Source organism: Nocardia stercoris (assembly GCF_003696265.1).
Lineage (GTDB): Bacteria > Actinomycetota > Actinomycetes > Mycobacteriales > Mycobacteriaceae > Nocardia > Nocardia stercoris.
In genome coordinates this window covers 734328-754306 of the sequence record NZ_RFFH01000001.1, presented here as the reverse complement: position 1 = coordinate 754306, position 19979 = coordinate 734328, and the positions used below count along the sequence as shown (strand labels likewise).

Annotated in this window: 24 protein-coding genes, 1 tRNA gene and 2 pseudogenes; 11 read left to right on the top strand and 16 right to left on the bottom strand. The window is 66.7% G+C overall.

The genetic code is table 11. The features are described 5' to 3' along the window. Positions 1–103 precede the first annotated feature (103 nt). Positions 104–988: a serine hydrolase gene (locus EBN03_RS03320; protein ID WP_122186299.1), complete on the top strand. Its 885-nt coding sequence runs from the start codon at positions 104–106 to the stop codon at positions 986–988. On the opposite strand, the gene EBN03_RS03315 is transcribed toward EBN03_RS03320, so the two are convergent. Together EBN03_RS03315 and EBN03_RS03310 are read right to left on the bottom strand one after the other, a co-directional pair. Beyond that, positions 958–1908, bottom strand: a complete 951-nt coding sequence (locus tag EBN03_RS03315) for a LysR family transcriptional regulator (protein WP_122186298.1) — start codon at positions 1906–1908, stop codon at positions 958–960. The genes EBN03_RS03320 and EBN03_RS03315 overlap by 31 nt on opposite strands. A gap of 115 nt (positions 1909–2023) precedes the next feature. Next, positions 2024–2587, bottom strand: a complete 564-nt coding sequence (locus tag EBN03_RS03310) for a hypothetical protein (RefSeq protein ID WP_147471444.1) — start codon at positions 2585–2587, stop codon at positions 2024–2026. 291 nt (positions 2588–2878) lie between these two features. Between EBN03_RS03310 and EBN03_RS03305 the strand changes: the two genes are divergently transcribed. Next, complete coding sequence (locus tag EBN03_RS03305) at positions 2879–3466, top strand: VanZ family protein (protein ID WP_122186296.1); 588 nt, start codon at positions 2879–2881, stop codon at positions 3464–3466. A gap of 62 nt (positions 3467–3528) precedes the next feature. Here the strand turns inward: EBN03_RS03305 and EBN03_RS03300 are convergent, their stop codons facing one another. From EBN03_RS03300 to mrf, 4 genes are read right to left on the bottom strand one after another with little or no spacing between them, the layout of a single operon-like run. Next, entirely contained in the window at positions 3529–4665 is a 1137-nt protein-coding gene (locus EBN03_RS03300; RefSeq protein ID WP_233608084.1) for a GTP-binding protein, read from the bottom strand. Next, positions 4662–4835 carry a 50S ribosomal protein L32 gene (gene rpmF, locus EBN03_RS03295; protein ID WP_122186295.1) on the bottom strand — a complete coding sequence of 58 codons (174 nt, stop codon included), beginning with the start codon at positions 4833–4835 and terminating at the stop codon, positions 4662–4664. The genes EBN03_RS03300 and rpmF overlap by 4 nt, the downstream gene beginning before the upstream one ends. A 3-nt stretch (positions 4836–4838) precedes the next feature. Next, the gene (locus tag EBN03_RS03290) at positions 4839–5105 is read right to left on the bottom strand and encodes a type B 50S ribosomal protein L31 (RefSeq protein ID WP_122186294.1); all 267 of its coding nucleotides are present in this window, start codon (positions 5103–5105) and stop codon (positions 4839–4841) included. Then, positions 5102–6340, bottom strand: coding sequence for a ribosome hibernation factor-recruiting GTPase MRF (mrf, locus tag EBN03_RS03285; RefSeq protein WP_122186293.1), 1239 nt, complete (start codon positions 6338–6340; stop codon positions 5102–5104). The genes EBN03_RS03290 and mrf overlap by 4 nt, the downstream gene beginning before the upstream one ends. A gap of 99 nt (positions 6341–6439) precedes the next feature. Between mrf and rpmB the strand changes: the two genes are divergently transcribed. The 4 genes from rpmB to rpsR are packed head-to-tail and all read left to right on the top strand — an operon-like array spanning position 6440 to position 7419. Continuing rightward, positions 6440–6676, top strand: coding sequence for a 50S ribosomal protein L28 (gene rpmB, locus EBN03_RS03280; protein ID WP_122186779.1), 237 nt, complete (start codon positions 6440–6442; stop codon positions 6674–6676). Then, complete coding sequence (gene rpmG / locus EBN03_RS03275; protein ID WP_122186292.1) at positions 6676–6846, top strand: 50S ribosomal protein L33; 171 nt, start codon at positions 6676–6678, stop codon at positions 6844–6846. Before rpmB ends, rpmG begins: the two co-directional genes overlap by 1 nt. 1 nt (position 6847) lies before the next feature. Continuing rightward, positions 6848–7153: a 30S ribosomal protein S14 gene (rpsN, locus tag EBN03_RS03270; RefSeq protein ID WP_122186291.1), complete on the top strand. Its 306-nt coding sequence runs from the start codon at positions 6848–6850 to the stop codon at positions 7151–7153. 11 nt (positions 7154–7164) lie between these two features. Next, positions 7165–7419, top strand: coding sequence for a 30S ribosomal protein S18 (rpsR, locus tag EBN03_RS03265; RefSeq protein ID WP_122186290.1), 255 nt, complete (start codon positions 7165–7167; stop codon positions 7417–7419). 82 nt (positions 7420–7501) lie between these two features. On the opposite strand, the gene EBN03_RS03260 is transcribed toward rpsR, so the two are convergent. Together EBN03_RS03260 and EBN03_RS33590 are read right to left on the bottom strand one after the other, a co-directional pair. Beyond that, positions 7502–8491, bottom strand: coding sequence for a protein kinase family protein (locus EBN03_RS03260; protein WP_122186289.1), 990 nt, complete (start codon positions 8489–8491; stop codon positions 7502–7504). Then, positions 8488–8856 (bottom strand): hypothetical protein, encoded by a 369-nt coding sequence (locus EBN03_RS33590; RefSeq protein ID WP_147471443.1) that lies wholly within the window; start codon positions 8854–8856, stop codon positions 8488–8490. Before EBN03_RS33590 ends, EBN03_RS03260 begins: the two co-directional genes overlap by 4 nt. A gap of 421 nt (positions 8857–9277) precedes the next feature. Between EBN03_RS33590 and EBN03_RS03255 the strand changes: the two genes are divergently transcribed. Further along, entirely contained in the window at positions 9278–10009 is a 732-nt protein-coding gene (locus EBN03_RS03255) for a DUF7873 family protein (protein ID WP_122186288.1), read from the top strand. A 1068-nt stretch (positions 10010–11077) separates the two neighbouring features. On the opposite strand, the gene uppS is transcribed toward EBN03_RS03255, so the two are convergent. The 5 genes from uppS to EBN03_RS03230 form a co-directional block, all read right to left on the bottom strand. Next, a complete protein-coding gene (uppS, locus tag EBN03_RS03250) occupies positions 11078–11854 on the bottom strand; it encodes a polyprenyl diphosphate synthase (protein ID WP_122186287.1) in 777 nt (258 codons plus the stop codon). 154 nt (positions 11855–12008) lie between these two features. Next, positions 12009–12686, bottom strand: a complete 678-nt coding sequence (locus EBN03_RS03245) for a DUF4097 family beta strand repeat-containing protein (protein WP_158675521.1) — start codon at positions 12684–12686, stop codon at positions 12009–12011. 642 nt (positions 12687–13328) lie between these two features. After that, complete coding sequence (locus EBN03_RS03240; RefSeq protein WP_122186285.1) at positions 13329–13766, bottom strand: hypothetical protein; 438 nt, start codon at positions 13764–13766, stop codon at positions 13329–13331. 99 nt (positions 13767–13865) lie between these two features. Beyond that, the gene (locus EBN03_RS03235) at positions 13866–14639 is read right to left on the bottom strand and encodes a hypothetical protein (protein ID WP_122186284.1); all 774 of its coding nucleotides are present in this window, start codon (positions 14637–14639) and stop codon (positions 13866–13868) included. Beyond that, the gene (locus EBN03_RS03230; protein WP_122186283.1) at positions 14636–14935 is read right to left on the bottom strand and encodes a PadR family transcriptional regulator; all 300 of its coding nucleotides are present in this window, start codon (positions 14933–14935) and stop codon (positions 14636–14638) included. Before EBN03_RS03230 ends, EBN03_RS03235 begins: the two co-directional genes overlap by 4 nt. 125 nt (positions 14936–15060) lie before the next feature. Between EBN03_RS03230 and EBN03_RS03225 the strand changes: the two genes are divergently transcribed. From EBN03_RS03225 to EBN03_RS03215, 3 genes and pseudogenes are all read left to right on the top strand, one after another. Then, the gene (locus EBN03_RS03225; protein WP_122186282.1) at positions 15061–15339 is read left to right on the top strand and encodes a hypothetical protein; all 279 of its coding nucleotides are present in this window, start codon (positions 15061–15063) and stop codon (positions 15337–15339) included. 80 nt (positions 15340–15419) lie between these two features. Continuing rightward, complete coding sequence (locus EBN03_RS03220) at positions 15420–16343, top strand: glycerophosphodiester phosphodiesterase family protein (protein ID WP_122186281.1); 924 nt, start codon at positions 15420–15422, stop codon at positions 16341–16343. A gap of 336 nt (positions 16344–16679) precedes the next feature. Beyond that, a pseudogene (locus EBN03_RS03215) lies at positions 16680–16880 on the top strand (transposase); the annotation flags it as partial. 244 nt (positions 16881–17124) lie between these two features. On the opposite strand, the gene EBN03_RS03210 reads toward EBN03_RS03215, so the two are convergent. Beyond that, positions 17125–17197, bottom strand: a tRNA-Ala gene (locus EBN03_RS03210). A 127-nt stretch (positions 17198–17324) separates the two neighbouring features. On the opposite strand from EBN03_RS03210, the pseudogene EBN03_RS34840 reads away from it, so the two are divergent. Beyond that, a pseudogene (locus tag EBN03_RS34840) lies at positions 17325–17795 on the top strand (DUF222 domain-containing protein); the annotation flags it as partial. 65 nt (positions 17796–17860) lie between these two features. On the opposite strand, the gene EBN03_RS03200 reads toward EBN03_RS34840, so the two are convergent. Both EBN03_RS03200 and EBN03_RS03195 read right to left on the bottom strand, forming a co-directional pair. Beyond that, complete coding sequence (locus tag EBN03_RS03200; protein WP_233608083.1) at positions 17861–18595, bottom strand: DsbA family protein; 735 nt, start codon at positions 18593–18595, stop codon at positions 17861–17863. Positions 18596–18658: 63 nt separating this feature from the next. Beyond that, complete coding sequence (locus EBN03_RS03195) at positions 18659–19864, bottom strand: MFS transporter (RefSeq protein WP_122186778.1); 1206 nt, start codon at positions 19862–19864, stop codon at positions 18659–18661. Positions 19865–19979: the final 115 nt, after the last annotated feature.

The following is a 19979-nucleotide window of genomic DNA, read 5'->3' as shown; positions in this document are numbered from 1 at the left end:
CGCTGTCCAAGACCGAATTCGGCCGAAGCCGATAACGCCGTCGATATCGTTGCAGTACAACGGGGGTGCGTGCGCCGCGCGGAGGTTGGTGAATGCTGATGGGGTGGAGACGATCTTTCGAGCGGCCGGCGCCCAGGGCTGGGTGCATGCTCGTTGCCTGGAATGCGCCGCGGAGGTCGGTTCGGGAGCCGACGAACCGGTGGTGCTGGCGTCGGTGGTGAAGGTGCTGTTGGTGCTGGAATTCGCCCGTCAGGTGGCGGCGGAACAACTGGACCCTACCGATCGGGTGCGAATCAGCGCCGCGGACCGCCTCGGCGGGGTCGGCACCGCCGGCTTCTTCGACGATGCCGAAATCAGCTTGCGCGATGCCGCGTTCATGGCGATCACGGTGAGCGACAACACCGCCGCCGACCTCCTGTTCGACCGGGTCGGCGTGGCCAACGTCCGGTCGCTGGTCACTGAACTCGGCCTGACGCGAACCCGCGTTCTCGGTGCTCCCCGGGACACGCTGCACACCTTGGCGCAGGACATCGGCGCGTCCGACCCGGTCGACTTCGCGCAACGCTTCCAGACGCTGAGCCCGCAGGAGTACTTCGGGACCCGCGCCACCGACCCGCTGCGCACCACCGCGAGCACGCCGCGCGACATGACCCGGCTGCTCGCCCTGATCGACCAGGACCGCGCCGCACCGCCGGACGCCTGCAGTTGGGTGCGCGAGCTCATGCGCCGGCAGGTCTACACGCATCGATTGGCGAGCGGTTTCCGGCCCGGAACCAGGATCTGGTCCAAGACCGGGAGCCTGCCGGGGTTCCGCAACGAAGTCGGTGTCGTCGAAGACTCGGACGGGTTTCGCTGTGCCGTGGCCGTATTCACCAAAGTGGACAGCCTCGCGGTTCGAATGCCCATGGTGGACCGGGCAATCGGTGCCGTCGCTCGGGCGGCGGTCGATCGTCTGGCTCACTCCTGTCCGAAGACGGTGCTCCACTGACGTTGCGGCAGTTGCTGAATCGGCACCGCCCGGGATGTGCCGTCGCCCTGCACCACGGTCACGATCAGCTCCGCCAGCTCGCGCACCAGCGGATGCGGCACCGTGGCGGGCCAGGCCAGCGCCAGCTTCCAGCTCAAGGTGCCCGCCGGGAGCGGGCGCCACACCACGCGCGGCTCCTTCTGCGCCACCAGGCCCTGATCGAAGGCGACGCCACGCCCGGAAAGCACCATGCCGAGCACGAATTCGGGATTGCGGGCATGATGCACCGCGCTGGGCCGGAACCCCTGCTCCCAGCAGGTGCGCAAGATGGCGTCGTAGGGACCGGGGGCCGCGGCCCGCGGGAAGATGATCAGACCGTGCCCGGCGAGATCGGCGAGGGTGACCGAGGCGCGGGCCGCGAGCGGAGAGTCACGGGGCAGCACCACCCCGAGTGGAGTCTCCACGGCCGGCCCGGTTTCCAGGCCGATCACATCGACCGGATGCTGCAACAGTCCGGCATCCAGCTGCCGGTCGGCCAGCAGCCGTACCTGCTCGGCGGTGGTCAACTCGTGGAGATCCACTCGAACGTCCCGGCTCTCGAACGCGGTGAGTATCGCGGCCAGCACCCGGCCGGCCAGCTCCGGCGGGACACCCACCCGCAAGGTATCCACCTCACCCCGATGCGCCTTGCCCACAAGGGTTTTCGTGCGCTCCCACCGCGCGATCAGATCGCGGGCCTCCGCGCACAAGATCTGCCCCGCTTCGGTCAGTTCCACCCGGCGACTGTCCCGTTCCAGCAGCCGTGCCCCCAGATCGTCCTCCAACCGCCGGATCCGCTGACTCAACGCCGGCTGAGCGATATGCAGCCGCTCCGCCGCCCGCCCGAAATGCAACTCTTCGGCTACCACCAGGAAGTACCGCAGCTGCCGTAGAGGATCCACATCGCGACGATACCCAGCCCGTCACGGGACGCTTCGGAAGCGTCGCCCGTACAGACGGTCGCCCATCCCTCGTCCGTCCAGTCCGACATGTTCCTGCCGCGATACTGGTCGGTGACTAGCCCAGCCAGGACACCGGACGGGTGCCACTGCCCGCGAACAGCGGCGGAATCGTGACCACCCCACTGACGAGAACGGCAACTACCAGCACTGCTCCGCCTCGCACCGAGGCGGCACGCGTCCGACCGGATCGGTTGCTGTACAGGTGCACGAAGGCTGCCGTGAACGCTGCGGCAACTGCGAAGCACGCCGCGGCGACGCTTGTGTCGAGGTGTCCGGCTAGCGCCGGCTTGTAGTCGGACAAGTACAGCTCGGCGCCCACCCGCTGAGCGAAAAAACTGGCAATCAATCCACCCGCGATGGTGCCGCCAGGCGCGAATCGGTATGGCAACAGCCCGAAAAAGCCACTGACAAACAGCACCGGGCTGATCACAAACAGGAACGGCCAATAGACCGTGAAGTTGGCGTCGATGCGGCTTCCCGCTGCGAGATCTGCTTCCGGCCTCGAGAACAGTCCGAGCGCGATCGCCAGCCACGCCGCAGCCAGCGCGCCGACGGCAACGACCTGCAATACGTACGCGAGAAGATTCAACCGATTCCACGATGTATCACGAGCAGACACACGGTCACTGTATCGACCAGTTGTGTCCGATCCGGTGACCAAATGTGGAGAAATCGTGTAGGTCCGAGACTCCGAAGTCGCGGAGCCCGAACCCATTCCGAGGCGTCGCGAGTGCAGCACGATCGGTCCGCCCAGCGCGGGCCGAAGGCCTCGCCCATGGTGTTCGCCTCATGTCTTGGATGGCACAGCGAATGCAGGTTGCTCGGGTTGGCTCTGCCGTCAATTGTGACGGTAGTGGGTGGGAATTTCGGCCAGGCCTGTGGCGCTGGTGATTCGGGTGATACTTGCGGTGTGAACGGGACGTGGGAGACGTGGGGTGGGGTCGTGGTTGCCGCGATCGCCGCGATACCGGTAGCCGGTCTCGTGGCGTGGTGGCTGGCTGGGCGGCGCGGGTGGCGGGCGGCGCTGTGCGATGTCGGGATGGTGACGGGTACCGCGCCGTGGTTGTGGATGATCTTCACGCCGACCGGAAGCGGTCGTTCGGTGAATCTCGTGCCGCTGCGTGATCTGGCCGAGCAGCTCGCCGACGACCGGGCAATCGAGCAGTTCGGCGGGAATCTGCTGGTCTTCGCCGCACTCGGCTTCCTGTTGCCGGTGCGCCTACCCTGGTTCGCCCGCTCGTACCGCATCCTGTTGGCCGGAGCAGCAGCTTCGATCGCGGTGGAGACCGCACAGTTCGCCCTCGATATCGGCCGTCACTCATCCGTCGACGACGTGCTGCTCAACGCGGCGGGTGCATGCCTGGCGGCCCAGTTCTCCCGACATCTGTGGGCGCCGCGCGCCGGTACCGCCCGGTCCGAGCCGGCATGGCCCGACGAGCCGACACCGGGCATCGTCTCCGCGCGAGACGCCATCGGCCAGCCGACGCTCCCCCAGTAGAAAGATCGTCGAGAAGTGCGTGGCCGCTGGGTCGATACCGGCACGGACAGTCCCGGTCCGGCTCAGGTGTGCTCGTGGATACCGTTCCAGGCCGGGAACGGATCGTCGTACCCACGCCAGACTTGCGGCCCCGCAGCGTATTCGGCCGCTGTGAGCAGTGCGGCGTCGAGCTCCCGGACCAGCCGATCGGGATCGAGCCGCACCCCGATGAACACCAGTTCCTGGCCGGGGAGTTCCGTTGCCGCACTCCAGTACTCGGCCGGCTCGAACGTCAGGTTCGGGCCGGCCTGCGACCACACCGCCGCGAACTCGGGCCGGCTGGCGATCCAGCAGAAACCCTTGCTGCGCAACATGCCCCGCATGCCTTCGAGCACTGCCGCGAGCCGCTGCGGATGGAACGGGCGGCCGGCGCGGTAGATGTAGCTGCGGATCCCGTACTCCTCGGTTTCCGGGGTGTGCCCGGCGGCCAGCTCGTCGGCCCAGCCCGGGGTTTCGGCGGCCACGGCGGGGTTGTAGCGGCCGGTGTCCAGCACTGCGGACAGGTCGATCCGACCGTGGTCGATGCGCCGCAGGTCGGCGGTCGGGTTGAGTCGGCGCAGCGTGGCCTCGACGGCACCGGCGACCTGCGAGCTCACCAGATCGGTCTTGGTGATCAGCAGGACGTCGGCGAATTCGACCTGGTCCACCAGGAGATCGGCGATCCCGCGCTCGTCGCCCTCGCCCGCGGCCAGGTCACGATCGGCCAGCGACTGTCCCTTCGCGATCTCGCTCAGGAAGGTCGACGCGTCCACGAGGGTCACCATGGTGTCGAGGCGGGCGAGTTCGCCCAGCCGAAATCCGTCCTCGAACTCCCAGTCGGAGGTCGCCGCCACCGGCATGGGTTCCGAGATCCCGGTCGATTCGACCACCAGCTGATCGAATCGGCCTGCGGTGGCGATCTTTTCGACGGCGTCGATCAGATCCTCGCGCAGCGTGCAGCAGATGCAGCCGTTGGTCAGCTCGACCAGCTTTTCGTCGGTGCGGTCGAGATGCCCCTGCCCGGCGACCAGGGCCGCGTCGATATTGATCTCGCTCATGTCGTTCACGATCACCGCCACCCGACGGCCTTCCCGGTTCGCCAGGATGTGGTTGAGCAGGGTGGTCTTCCCGGCGCCGAGAAAGCCGGACAGCACGGTCACCGGCAGTGACGGCGCGCTCACAGGCGCGCCGGATCGATCAGGCCCCGGCGAACCGCGGCGGCGATCCGCGGCGGAACCTGGTACCGCACACCATCGACGGTCACCGGAATCAGCTGGGGTGCAGTAGCTTTCCACTGCGACCGACGGTGCCGGGTGTTGGACCGCGACATGCGGCGCTTGGGGACTGCCATCGGTCAGCCCTCCTTGCCGGGACGTACGCGGCGGCCGTAGCGCTGCTCGAACTTCTCCACCCGGCCCTCCTTGTCCAGGACCCGGCCGGCGCCGGTCCAGAAGGGGTGGGAGTCGGAGGTCACGTCGACCACGATCAGCGGGTAGGTGTGGCCGTCGGTCCAAGTCACAGTGTGTGCGCTGGTCGCGGTGGACCGGGTGACGAATCGCTTTCCGGTGCTGGAGTCTTCGATGACCACCGGGTGGTAGTCGGGGTGGATGCCGGGTTTCACGACGGTTGTTCTCCTTCTCGTGTGGGTGACAGGGCGGTGGATTCGGTGGCGGCACAGGGGTCTTCGTGCCATTCACCGAAGGGGTCGGGCCACCGGTGCCAGGAATTCGGCTGCCGCAGTTCGTCGTCGGTGACCAGCGCCCACTGCAGGGCGCGGTCGATGTCGGTCGGGTCGGCGCGGTAGGACAGCACCACGAGTGAGCTGTGCCGATCGCCGAACTGCGGATGCCAGTGCAGGTCGGCCAGCGCACGGCGGGTGGGTGATTCGGCTTGTCGTTCTTCGGGTGTCATCGCCGCCAGCCAGAGCCCGGCGGGGCCGATCCGCAGGCCACCGCCCGCCGACTCCAGCCACAACACCTGGTCGCGCTGGGTGGCGAGCCATATCCGGCCGCGAGCGGTGACCACCCCGTCGAGCAGCGTGTCGATCGCGTCGTGCAGGCGTTCGGGATGGAACGGCCGGTCGGCGGTGAACTCGACCAGGCAGACGTCGGCATCGGAATCCAGCGGCGGCGAGCCGCGCAGCAGCGAAGCGTGCGGATCGAAGCCGCGCGGGCGCTCGGAGCAATCGGGTAGTTCCGCCAGGAATGCCGTGTCCGCCGCCGTGCCGGTGGCCCAGTGCCGGGGCGCCCCGGGTGCCAGCCGGGCGAGCACGGCAGTGAGCACCGCCGCGTCGAGGGGGTCCGGCTGTCCGAAAAGGACCAGGGCGTCCGCGTGTTCGGCGTGGGCGAGCGTGACCTGGGCGAGCGTACGGTCGTCGTCCTCGGGCACACCCGGGCGATCGGCGAGGACATCGTCGCCGGTGGCGTCGGCCAGCCAGGTCGGGGCACCCACCGCGGTCACGATCGCGGTGACCCGGACGTCGTGGCCGGCAGGGGCATCCACCCGGCCCGACACCCCGGCAACTGTGACGTTCTCGATGGCCGCACAGACATCGAGCGGTTCGAACATCGGATCCAGCAGCAGCACAATGCGATTCACCGTGCTGCGGTCGGACAGGATTCGCAGCAGCGGCAACAGGTCACGGCGCAGTGTGCAGGACACGCATCCGTGCGCGAGCTCCAGCAGGCTCGTCTGCTCCATCCCGACGGTGGTGACCGTGCGGGTCACCGCGCCCTCGTTCAGCAGCGTCAGGTCGTGCCGGACCAGGACCGTGCCCGGTTGGAACAGCGCGGATCCGAGCTGCCGCACGCCGTCGGCGAAGCCGGCGATCACGACGACCGGCGTTCTGGTGTCCACCCCGCCTCCTTTCGACAATCATTTTCATTAGATGCGATCCGAGGGTACAGTCCGGAACGACAGATGTCGAAAATGATTTTCAATAGCGAGGAGAGTGTCGTGTCTGCACACTGCCAAGTGACCGGCCGCGCGCCCGGGTTCGGCAAGACCGTGTCGCACTCCCATCGGCGCACCAGCCGCCGCTGGGACCCCAACATCCAGCGCAAGACGTACTTCGCGCCCAGCCTGGGTCGCCGCGTCACCCTGACCGTCTCGGCCAAGGGCATCAAGGTGATCGACCGCGACGGGATCGATGCCGTCCTCGCCCGGCTCCGCTCGCGAGGGGAGCGCATCTGATGGCGTCCAAGACCAACGACATCCGCCCGATCGTCAAACTGCGCTCGACCGCCGGCACCGGCTACACCTACGTCACCCGCAAGAACCGGCGCAACGACCCGGACCGGCTGGTGCTGCGCAAATACGACCCGATCGCGCGGCGACACGTCGACTTCCGCGAGGACCGCTGACATGGCAAAGAAGTCGAAGATCGTGCAGAACCGCCGCCGCCACGAGATCGTCGCCCGCTACGCGGAACGCCGAGCGGAGCTGCGGGCCGTCGTGCGCGACCCCGCGGCGAGCCCCGAGGCCAAGGCACGAGCGCAGACCGGCCTGCAACGGCTGCCCCGCGACGCCAGCCCGACCCGGCTACGCAACCGCGACATCGTCGACGGCCGACCGCGCGGATACCTGCGCAAGTTCGGCCTGTCGCGAGTTCGGTTGCGCGAGATGGCACATCGCGGCGAGTTGCCCGGCGTCAGCAAATCCAGTTGGTAGGAGGAACATTCATGGCCGAGCAGCGAGCACGCAAGGCAGGCAAGCGTCTCGACGCGCCCCGCAAACCACGAAAGAACCCGCTGATCGCGGCAGGAATCGACGAGGTCGACTACAAGGACGTAAGCCTGCTGCGCACATTCGTCTCCGACCGCGGCAAGATCCGCAGCCGCCGGGTCACCGGCCTCACCCCACAGCAGCAACGACAGATCGCGACTGCGATCAAGAACGCACGGGAGATGACCCTGCTGCCGTACGCCGGGAAGTAACACGACAGCGCGGTGCACCGAAGTCCGGCGCACCGCGCTATCGGCCAGGGCTCGTCGTAGTGGCCGCCGGGTGCGGAGCTTGTCAGACAGCCATGAGTTTCACGTCTTCGGGGATACAGCCGAGTTCTCGGATTTTCAGGAGTCGGGCCAGCGCTCCGTCGATGGCGTTAGGGTGCAGACCTGCGTCTCCGAGCGCTGCACGCAAGTGATCGACGTCTACCCGGTGAATGGCGTCGAGAACTTCCCGTTCGAGTGGCACTCCTTTGTGGGCCGCGACGAAGTCGGAATCGATCCAGACGTCGAAGGGATCGCGGCCCAGGGGGAATGATCGGCCGTGATCGATAGCGACGATGTCGAGATGGCCGCCGCGTTCGACGGTGCGATAGTTACCCGGGTGGCGATCCATCTGACCGGTGATGTAATCCAAGCAGGCGACTTGTTGTTGCTGGACTACGGGATAGGCATCGACCGACCGGGCCGGTGTGGACTCGACGAACTGTTGAATCATGCCGGGCCCCGAGGGCTGGCCGTCAGGGCCTATGACACCTTCGGTACGGGCCGTGGTGGGGACTCGGCCGAATTCGAGGCTTTCATCGACCCGATAGGTACCGAGTTCTCTGCTGGTCAACGCGCCTGGCGTATGGAAGAAGGGCAAGCCCGCGTCGAATCTTTCCCCGTCGATGGGCTTGTAGATGTTGAGTTCACCACCCTCCGATCGCATCTTGCGTACCTCTGTCGAGCTTTTGGCGACGGCCTCGCGCATATCACCGGTGAACTCGACATCGGTAGTCAGTCGGCGAGCTGCCATCGCCGATTCGGCGGGACTGGGGCGATAGTTCCAATCGGCCCGTGATGGCATCGGCGCATACATCGGATTCGGTCGGCGCACGGGGAGGGCTTCTTTGAACAGACCCGTACTGCTCGAGTCGGCGTCACGGAGCACACGCGCGTCGGCTCTGGCAGCGCTGCTGGAGCGCTGATAGGTGCGCGCGAACGATTGCGCGCCCGATTCCAATGTCTTGGACACGCGTTCGACGATGTTGCGGACGACCGGGGACACACCGTCCGTCATGGCTGTAGTCGCGGCGGCGAATCCCCCGGACCAGTTTCCCGCGACTTCCCCCATGGGTGCGCAACAGGAGGATCAGTGGGCGCCCGCGGACTTTCGTCGACAACGCGGTAGTAGCTCATCCCCGGCGTCTCGAGTAACGCGCGCAAGAACCGCGTACCCTCGCCCGGCCCGATCCTGCCGATCGGCTCATAGAGCTTGACACCTCGCGCATACCATTGCTCGGCGAGTAGACAACCGTCAGGATCGATGACAGTGAGTACCGCCCGCCCGTCATCAGCCAACCGGAACTCGGCCACCTTTCGCGCTTCCACGCGGCCGATGTCGTAAATCGCTACCACCGTTGTGGGCAGGTCCATCGCATTCATCCCTCACATGCTTTCCCGGTGTCGGGCCAGGACTCGGCGGCGACGAAGCTCAACAGGAATATAGCCGATGCCGCGGTCAGGGTTGCCTCAGTGTTGCCAACACCACCACCACGTGCCCCCCGGACAAGGAGCGCTGCACGGCCATCGGGCTCCGCTACCCGAGCCGACCCTGATCCTCGGAGGCGCCGCGAGCCATACCTGCCGCGGCCGTCACCACGACTGTGCGCGGTCGTCGGATTCCAGCTCGGCACGCACCGTGACCACGTCCCCGGTGGACGTGGCAGCTCTCAGGCCGCCCGCAAACCGATAACAAGGCATGAAGAATCCACTATCGCGCCGAGACAGGCTCCGGGACAGCACAACTCGCGTCCCAGGTCGAAAACCGCTGGGCGGCCGCAGGTATCGCCGCTACAGTGCCGGCATGACACGTTTGAATCAGATTGTCGCCGTCGAGAAAGGGATCAAGTCCCGCACCTTCTCCGATCTCACCGAGGCCCACCACAAGCTGGGCAAGAATCCTTTGTTGAGCGGAATTTCGCGCACCTACCGCCCCAAGGACGAGGAGGGCGAGCAGCTGCCGCCCGAGTCGACGCGCGTACAGGTGAAGTCCGAGGAGGTCCTCGCGACCACGGCCGACATCCTGACCAAACTCTTCGACGTCGTCGCCACCAAGGACTGGGCCAACTGCGCGGCCACCGCCGATGTGGTGGTCGACGGCCGCACCCTGATCGAGGGCGCGCCTGTCACCTACCTGCTGTTCCTGGAGAAGCAGCTGGTGGATCTGCACACCTTCGTGCGCAAGCTGCCGGTGCTCGACGCCTCGGAGTCCTGGGAGTACGACTCCTCGGCCGACTGCTACGCCACCGAGCCGGTGCAGACGGTGCGCACCAAGAAGATTCCCCGCAACCACGTGAAAGCCGAAGCGACGGAGAAGCATCCGGCGCAGGTCGAGGTGTACCACGAGGACGTGGTGGTCGGTTACTGGCGGACCATCAAGTTCTCCGGCGCGCTGCCGGCCAAGCGGGTCAACGAGCTCACCGACCGGGTGGAGAAGCTGCAGCAGGCGGTGAAGTTCGCGCGCGAGGAGGCCAACAACACCGAGATCACGCAGCGCAAGCTGGGCGAGAGCGTCTTCGGATATTTGTTTGGCTGAGCGCGGCCACACCGTCTAATCTCGGTGTCGCGCAAGGAGCGCAAGCTGAAACCGAAGTTCGATGTGACGGGTACAGCGGTCCAGTGAAGGTTCGAGTCCTTCCCCCACCACTCCTGGTGGGGTAGCCCAATCGGTAGAGGCGTCGCCACCCACTCAATCTCACATTATCGCTCCAGCTTCAGCATTCGCCGCCGTGTGCCGAATCGAGAGAACGGATTGTCAGCGTGGAGGTTGCGGGTTCAACTCCCGCCGGCTCAGCCACCAATGGGCCGTAGCTCAATCGTAGAGCGCCGCGTCACTTCAGACTCACTCCGTCCTTAAATGTGTCGGCACAACGCAATTCGGCGGCAGACCGAGGCCCCGGGGCAGGCTAGTCCCCGGGGCTTCCCCATATCCGCACTCAGCCGATCACCGGATACCGCTGGCGCTGGCGCTGCGACAGCGTCGAGAGCCGCCGCCGCATGTGTTCGGTCACCAGCTCGTAGGCGGCGTCCACATCGTCGGGTGCCAGACCGTGCCCCGGGATAGACCAGCACCACCACACCGGAACGCAGTGCCGCAGTCACCGACACCACGCTCCCGACGTTGCGGATGCTCAACTGGCGCGGTTTCCGAACTGGCCGCCGGTGTCGCCGGTTCTGACGGTGAACAGGTCCGTGATCGGCGCTTTGGCTGCCCATCCGTCGAAGAGCCGGGATCGTCCGATGCCCGGCCGGACATGGTCGCGAGCCAGTAGCGCACAACGCGGTTCCGGCTCGTGCCGTCGGCATCGAGGTACTCGTCGGTCACGAATAGATCCGAATCCAGCCACCACCCCGGCAAACTCACCTCGCCCACGCTACGCACAGGGCCGCGGTCAAAGCCACGCTCGCGGACTGGAAGCCGGTGCGAATCTTCGGGCAAGGTCGACGGCTCCAGCGACCCGTGTCCTGGACAGGTCGAAGGTGCTGAAGCACCGTGGATTCGCGGAGCACCGGATGTGCGAGAACCGAGACACAGACCAGATCTGTCATGACCTCGAACAGCGACCTCGTCCGCTGTGTCAGACGGCCCGATGCCGCCTCGGCCTCAGGCCCCGTACCTGCGGTTGCGGTCGGCGTAGTTGCGGAGTGCGCGCAGGAAGTCGATCTCGCGGAAGGCCGGCCAGTACGCCTCACAGAAATACAGTTCGGCGTAAGCGGTTTGCCACAGCAGGAAGTTGGACAGGCGCTGTTCGCCGCTGGTGCGGATGACCAGGTCCGGATCGGGTTGATCAGCGGTGTAGAGGTGTGCGGCGAGGTCGTCGGTGGTCAGGGTGTCGGCGATCTCGCTGATCGTCTTTCCGGCGGCGGCACCGTCATGGAGCAGGTCGCGGAAGGCGTCGATGATCTCCTGACGGCCGCCGTAGCCGATCGCGAGGGTGACGTGCGACCCGCTGTCGCACGTGCGGGTGGTCTCCACCGCCTGTTTCAGGGCGGCGGCGGTGGTGCCGGGCAGCAGATCTAGCGACCCCGCGGTATGCAGTCGCCACCCGGAATCCGGACGTCCGAGCCGGTCGGCAACCAGGTCCTCGACCACCTGCATGAGGAAGTCGATCTCGTCGTTCTGCCGGTTCTGCAGGTTCTCGGTAGAGCACAGGAAAACTGTCACGTGGCGAATATCGAGGCTTTCACACCAGCGCAGGACCTGCTCGGCATGCTCGGCACCGTATCGGTGCCCCAGCCGGGTGTCGGCCAGCCCTTGTTTGCGGGCCCAGCGGCGGTTGCCGTCCATGATCAGTCCGATGTGCCGCGGCAGCGAGGCGCCCTCGAGCCGGCGACGCAGGCGGCGGGTGTAGAGCGCGTAGACCGGGTCGGTGATCCGCATGCCGGCATGTCCTGTTCTGTTGTGGGAAGGGTGATTTCGGGTGCCCGGGGGTCGGTCGATCGCAGAACCGATCATGTCCCCAGTCTCTCTGTGCAGCTGATAGCCTGCCGGACGACTCGAGGAGGACCCCCGAACACCAAGACGGTCAACCCGCTCATGCATCGGCGACCGTCACATTGCCCGTCCCGACCTTGGCGGTGATCGTGTCGGCGGAGCCTGCGTCCTGCGGCACGTCCACATGCACCTCGCCGGTGGTGGCGTGCCCGTCGACCGCGTACTTGGCGGTGTGGGGCACGGCGATCTTGACGTCACCGGTGGAGGCCTGGGCCACCACCGAGGACGGGCTCGCGGTGAAGGTCGCCATCACATCACCGGTGTCGGTGGTGAGGTGGGCCTGCGGCCCGGAGAGGCCGTCCGCGGTGATCTTGCCGACGCCGGTGGTCGCGTCGACCGTGCCGGCCAGCTTGGCGAGAGTGATGTCGCCGGTGCTGTCGCTGATCTGCACCTCCGTACCGGCCGGGACCACCACCGTGTAGTCCACTGTGCACTGCGCATCGTTGCAGGTGTAGCTCAGCGTGAGAGTGCCGTCGGTCAGCGCGTGGGAGGTGACCGGATCGACGCTCTGGAAGCGGTGCTGCTCGGTCACGTTTACCGACGTGCCCTCACCACTCACCTTGATATCGCCGACATTGCCCTTGATCACCAGCGTGTGCACTGGCGAGCTCTCCTGGTAGGTCACCGACTTGGTCTTGTGCGGCGAGGTGTCGGAGCAGGCCGACAGACCCGCTACCGCTAGCCCGCACGCAATAATGGAGATCATTAGGCGGTTCATGGGGCGCATCGTCTCTTTCCTTAGGGTGTGTTCTGCTGACGCTTCTCGCTGACACCACAGGGCATGCCGCCCAGGCCCTACCTGGGGGATCCCTCCCGCGACTGGAATCACCACATCCCCGCACGGGGGAGGACTGCGAGGCGGGACTGGGTGTGTCCAGTGAACGCTCGACTGGGAGGGCTGGGGCATCGCGCCGACCGGCTACGACCCCTCGAGCCGGCGACGCAGGCGGCGGGTGTAGAGCGCGTAGACCGGGCCGGTGATTCGCATGACGGCATGCCCTGTTCTGTTGTGCGGTCAGTCGTCGGTCAGGCCCGGGAGCTTGCACAGTCCCGCAGCTCCCGCAAACGCGAACGTCAACGTGAACATGCCGCAGACGGCCGCGAACGGATCCACCCCGGCGTCGGAACGGTGCGAGCCCGGCGCGGCCTGACCGGCTGACCGGCTGACAACGCGAGCGGAGACCGGGCGTCGAATCGGCGGCACCGATCCGGTCAGCCCGGCGCCCGGTGTCGAGGTCGGCGGGTTCCCGATCGCACCGGGCCGGCCTGCGGCTGAGTTCTGCTCGAAGCGACAGGAACCATCGGCAGCGGAGAGCGAGTTCGCTATCTCGGTGTCGCGCTTGCGCTTCGCCGGTGACCGCTACGACAAACTGCCGTGCGGACCAAGCTTCCGGTCGTTGTCCACGGTAGCGGTCTGCCATTGAATGGACACCACGTCGTTGATCGTTGTGGTACTGGGGGATTGGGTCATCATGCCCGGTTGCATGGTGCCATCGGGTCCAATTGTCGGCGGTCCCTGTTCCATCGTCCCGGGGATGGAATCGTCCGGGCAGAGCAAGGCGATCATCGTCGCACTGTGACGGTCCACATAGCCCGAGAACGGGCCGGTCGACAAGTCGGAGCAGCTCACCTGCCCCGTGATGTAGTAGATGTCGTCGGTGTCATTGTGGCAGTAGCCCTGTGCGTCGCAGGAGACGCCTGGGGCGAGATCCTGCGCTGCGGCGCTGGGGGCGAGCGCGGCGAGTGCGCCCGCTGCGAGCGTCCCCAGCAAGGCGCCGACGGTGATTCGTTGTCCCATAGCGATATCCAGTCCTTCGATCGTGTGCTGTCCGCCGGTGGGAAGTGGTGAATACCGCTCGTTGCCGCCGGCGAGATGATTTCGGGTGTCCAGGGGTGGTCAGTCGTCGGTCAGGCCCGGGAGCTCGCAGAGTGCCGCAGCTCCCGCAAACGCGAACGTCAGCGTGAACATGCCGCAGACGGCCGCGAACGGATCCACTCCGGCACCGGAGAACGCGGCAGTCACCATGACCGCACCGGCCATCACCGCCACTCCGGCCAGGATCGCGCCACCCACGCCTACTCGGCGGCCACCCGGTGCGATGGCGGATTCCGGCCGGATATTGGCCAGGGCTCGTGAGCCGGCGCCGACCGCCAGTAGCCAGCCGGCCCACCACAATCCCACGACGGCGGGCCGGATCGGCAGCGGCGGTATCGAGGGCAGCACCCCGCCGTGCACGATCAACACCACGGCCCCGATCAGCATCGCCGGAACGGCGAAGTACCGGACGGACCGTCGCACCACCGCCGCCAGCGCGGCCGGGTTCGGGTGTGGCACCGGTGTCACCAGGGCGCATCCCGCCAGCAGGCCCATCGAGCAGACTTGAAGCACGCGCCTGAGGAAGGGGTCGGCGTCCTCGGTGATGAGATTCGCGAGGAACCATCCGCACCCGGCGACCGCGAGCATCATCGCCGCCGTACGAGCGGACCTTTGCCCGCGATGGCCGGACGGCCAGATCGCCGGCTGCAGCCAGATGGTGACCGCGCTCACCACCAGATTCGGCCAGGATCGCCACCCTTCGGCCTGCGCCGCCTCGCAGAGATCCTCGCCCCACCGGTCACGGTAGGGGCGCGGATACAACATCCGCACCAGAACGCGCGTGCAGGTGATCACGCCGGGCTCACCCCCAGCCGTCGCAGCCCGGTCCTCGACACCTCGGCCATGGCCCGCAGTTCCCGTTCCAGCAACGCGGTGCCCTGAGGAGTCAGGCGCACCGGGCGCTGCCGGCCGACACCGTCCATCGCCTCGATCAGCCCTTTGGCCTCCAGTCGCGCCAAAGCCCCGTACAGACTGCCCGGTCCCAGTCGCTCACCGGCGAATTGCTCGATCGCGGCGTTTATCGCGTAGCCGTGCAACGGACCCTCCGCGAGTGCGCACAGGACCAATATCTGTGCGTCGTTGGCGAGCATCACAACCTCCTCGTTCGACCCTCATCGCAGACTAGTACACATTGCGTAGTTCACGCCACGTAGTACGCGGAATGTACTATGCCGGTGGCGACCAGCCCTGCCTGGTCGAAAGGAGCAGTACCGATATGGAGGCACAGGTGGAAGCGGTCGAGAGCCGGGCCGTCAGGGCGGTGAACCCGGCGCTGACCGGCTCCTTCGTGGCGGGGGTGGGCTTCGTTGCCTTGACCTGGACCACGACGCAGGCCAAGAGCGTGCGTGCGGTGAGCCCGTGGCAGACCGACCCGTACGACGTGGTGGTGTCGTTCACCGAATTCGTGGTGCCGGCGCTGTTGTCGCTGATGGCACTGCGAATGCTGGTGTGGCGCACCGGCCGCCACCGTCACGGCCATCGGATAGCACACTGAACCCGAAGCGCGGGAGGCGATCTCGGATCCGGCGGGTTCTCGGCGCGGTCACCGTCTGTCTCGTACTGCTCGCAGCGTTCATGTTCTTCGACAACAGCACCGCAATCGCCGGCCGGTCGGACGGCAAGCCGTTCATTCTCGCCAATGGCGGTCTCCAGCAAGCATTTTCTGCGGACGGCTTGACGAACCAGACCTGCACGGCCGCTCGGATGCTGCCGCCGACCCACCGCTACCTGGAAAACACCATCGAGTCGATGGCCGCGGCATTCCGAGTGGGCGCTCAGATCGTGGAATTCGATGTACAGCGCACCAAGGACAACCGCTTCGCCGTCTTTCACGACAATCACCTGGAATGCCGCACCAACGGGACCGGGGTGACCACAGACTACACACTCGACCAGCTCCGCACGCTGGACATCGGTTACGGCTACACCGCCGACGGCGGCAACACCTTCCCGTTCCGCGATCAGGGCATGGGGCCGATACCGTCGTTGGATGAGGTCCTGGCCGCCTTCCCGGACCGGCACCTGCTCGTCGACATGAAGAGCAACGACCCGAGCGACGGGACGCTACTCGCCCGAGCGCTCTCGGCGCTCCCACCGGGCCGCCGGCAACCACTCACCGTCGAGGGCGGTGATCGATCCATCGATGCACTGCGGCAACAACTTCCGAACTTGCGTGTGATGTCGAAGGCGATCATCGAACGTTGTGTCTTGCAGTATGCCGCGGTGGGCTGGACCGGACATGTCCCGGATTCGTGCAAACATACCCAGCTGCTGCTCCCGGACAAGTTCGCGAGCTGGCTGTGGGGATGGCCGGGCATCTTCCTCGATCGTATGAAGAGCAACGACACAGTCGTGGTCGTCGAGAAGGGCAGCGGCAGTGCGGAGTTCTCCAGCGGATTCGACTCGACGCAGGATCTGTCGCGGCTGCCCGACGGCTACACCGGTGGGGTTTGGACGAACCAGATCGACCGGATCGCCCCGGTCCTCGGGCAACCATGATCCCCGCAGCCGAGATGGTCCACATCGCGATGACGGCGACGATGCCCCGCCAGCGACGAGAAGGCTACTGACTGACGCCGAAGTTTTCAGATGCCCTCACAGACGGTCCATGTTGGAGTAGGGAGTCACCGCGGCCGAACCCACCCACGGTCAGTGTCACCGCGCCAACACCAGCCTATCGGGTGGCCTTGCCGCCCAAGAGCTCTAAAGGCGTCTGGTTACGGATCCGCCAACCGTTGCCAGGTAAGTAGGAGCTCTAAGAGCTCCTGACAGGTTCGGTCGGCTTGCGCTGAGTTGTGTTGTTGTGCAGCATGTTTCGTCGCAGCAGCACCCTGGATCGTGGACGACGAGTTGTGGGCGGTTGTCGAACCGCTACTGCCGGTGAAACCGGCCGGAACACCCAGGCCCGCGCAGATGGACAGCCGCCTGGTGCTGCAAGGAATCCTGTTCGTGCTGGTCACCGGTATCGGGCGGGAAGACCTGCCCCAGGAACTCGGGTTCGGGTCCGGGATGACCCGCTGGCGCCTGCTGCGGGATCCGGTCGCCGGCAACTGATCTAGAAGGGAATATTCGTCGGCGGGCACCATGCGCGCGAACCGGTATCGACCAGAAACACGATCATAGCCGCCCGCCAGAACTGGACGAATCCCGCGACACATCTTCGCCCATGCGGCGGCAGGGCCCGATTCGTTTCAATCGAAACCGTGGGGTAAACGCGGGGCAGGTGAAATAAAAACAGGTCAGGCCCGATATCAAATCGGGCCTGACCTGCATTAATAGGTGGAGCTAAGGGGACTCGAACCCCTGACCCCCACACTGCCAGTGTGGTGCGCTACCAGCTGCGCCATAGCCCCATGTTCTTTTGTTTGCCTTTGGGGTGTTCCCCGCTGGCCTGGATAAAGTTACACGACCTGTTGCTGACAAACCAAATCGCCTGGACAGGGGTGGTGCGGGGCCGGTCAGGGGGCTATCATCGAACACATGTTCGATACCGGTGAGCTGCAGGCGATGAGTGATTCCGAGGTGCTCGGCGCGATCCGGCGGGCGCATGGGGCGGCGGCGTACGCGCAGGCGGCCGAGGTGCTGGCGGTGCGCGAGTTGTATCGCCGGCGGCGGGTGGGCAGTCCGGGCGGCGGTGAGGGGGCGGCGCGGGAGGCGGCGGCCGCGGTGCGGGTCGAAGTGCGGTGGGCCGCACTGTTGATCGCGGTGGGTGTCGCGCTCGACGGGTTGCCGCGCACGCGGGTGGCGTTCACGTCGGGGCGGATCGACCTCGCGCAGACGCGCGTCATCGCCGAGGTCGCGCGAGATTTGCCCAGGGAGCTGGTGGACGATATCGAACACACACTGCTGGATGCCGCCGACCGGGTGGACCCGGCCCGGCTGCGCGAGATCGGCCGGCGCCGGGTCGGTGAACTCGATCCGCACGGTGAGCGGCGGCGGCGCGAGACCGACCGCGGTGTCGAACAAGGCGGGCCGGCGACCCCGCAGCCACGCGGCTCGCTCGACCCGCCGGGCGGCTACTGCGCCGCCTTCACCACCCAGTCGGAGTCGTTCACGTCGACCTCTTTGCCGTTGTTCAACACGGTCGGCGTGGCGACATCGCCGGCGGCCTTCTTCAATGCGGCCAGGGCGGCGTCGGCGTGAGCGCGGGCGGTGTCGACCCGCTCCTTCTTCGTGATGCAGGTGACCACATCGGCGGAGGCGCCGGCCGACTTCGCGACCGCGGCGATCTGCTCGTCGGTTTTGCCGCCGCCTTCGGTGGGCTGTTCGGTGGTGAACATGGCCTGGTGGAAGCGCGAATACAGCGGCCCGTCACCGTCACCGGCCACGCATTCGTTGGCGGCGATCGCGCGGGTCGAGTAGTCCTTGCTGCTCGACCGCGGGTCCAGGAAGTTCACCAGGCGGTACCGCACGGCGAGCTTCCCGTCGTCGATGCGATGCGCGATCTCCTGACCGTAGATGTGTTCCAGCGCACCGCACGACGGGCACATCGGGTCCTCGAATACGTCGATGGTCTTCACATTCGACTTGCCCAGCACGATCGCGCCGTCGGAATCGAGCAGCGCGCTCACCGAGGTGTCGTGTGCTGCGCCGTAGCCGTCGTCGCGGACCTTGGCCGCGGCGCCGCCGCCGGAGGAGTGCATGAAGTAGGCCACCAGCACGACTACCACCGCCACCGCTACCGCGCCGAGCGCATAGGTGGTTCGGTTGGACATCGGGCGCGGGGTGTATTTCGCTCCGGAGGAATTCACGCCCGCCACTCTGCCAAAAATCTCCCCCGGCGCCACATCCGGACCCGGCGATCGCGCACTGGATCAGGTGCCCGATCCGGCGTCGACCGGATGGGCTGCCGCGTCGACGGGTGAATCGTGTGGTGTCGTGATGCGCGCCGTCGGTTCCGGTACCAGAGCCCACCACACCGCCGCGGTCACCAGGAGGACACCCGTCACCACGAACCCGAATTCGAACGACACCCGCTGCACCAGCGCGCCGATCACGATCGGGCCCAGCACGGTCCCGAGGTCCCCGGCCATCTGATATCCGGCCAGCACCGGCCCGCCGCGGGCGTCCGGGCCGAGCACATCGGCGACCGTCGCCTGCTGTGCCGGCGTGAACAGCCCCGATCCCACTCCCCCGACGAACGAAGCGGCCAGCAGCGCCCACAGCTCCGGCGCGATGCCCACCCCGGCGGTGCCGGCCGCGCAGACCAGACAGCCGGCGATCATGAACGGCTTACGTCCCCAGCGATCCGACCAGCGTCCGGCCAGGAACAGCACAGCGGCATTGCCGGCGGCGAAGGCGGTCAGCGCGACCCCGGCCATCCCGCGCGAGCGATGCAGGGTCTCCACCACCACCAGCGGCAGCAGCGCGGTCCGCACACCGAGGACAGCCACCCCGTTCACGAAGTTCGACACCAGCACCGCCCGGTAGGCGGGTCGGCGCAATGCGGTCCCGAAGCCGAGCACCGCGGCCGGGCGCACGGTCGGCCGGTCGCTCAGGCGTGAATTCCGCAGCGAGAAGTACACGACGGCCGTGGCCGCGACCAGGGCGATCGCGTAGATCACGAACGGCGCCCGCAACCCGAGCCCGGCCAGTGCGCCACCGATCAACGGTCCGCCGAGCGACCCGATCAGAAAACTGGTCGACCACAACCCGGACACCCGCCCGCGTTGTCCCGGCGGCGACAGCCGAATCACCAGTCCGAGCGAGGACACCGTGAACATGGTGGATCCCACCCCGCCGAGCGCGCGCAGCACGATCAGCTGCCAATAGCTCTGTGCCACAGCGCAAGCCCCGGTGGAGACCGCGACGATCAGTACCCCGCTCAGATAGATCCGCGGTTCACCGAGCCGCTGTACCAACCGTCCGCTGACCGGCGCGAACAGCAACCGCATCAGCGCGAACGCACTCACGATTCCGGATGCCGCGGCCACCCCCACGCCGAAGCTGCGCGCGTACTGCGGCAGCACGGGTGCCACGAGCCCGAATCCGAGCGCGATCAGAAACCCGGCCCCGACCATCACCCAGATCTCGGTTGGCAGCCGTTCCGCCCTGCCCCTGCTCACCACGTACACCGCTCGATCACGCTCGAGGACAACCGAGCCACCGGCATCGGCATTCCGACTGACACCAGCT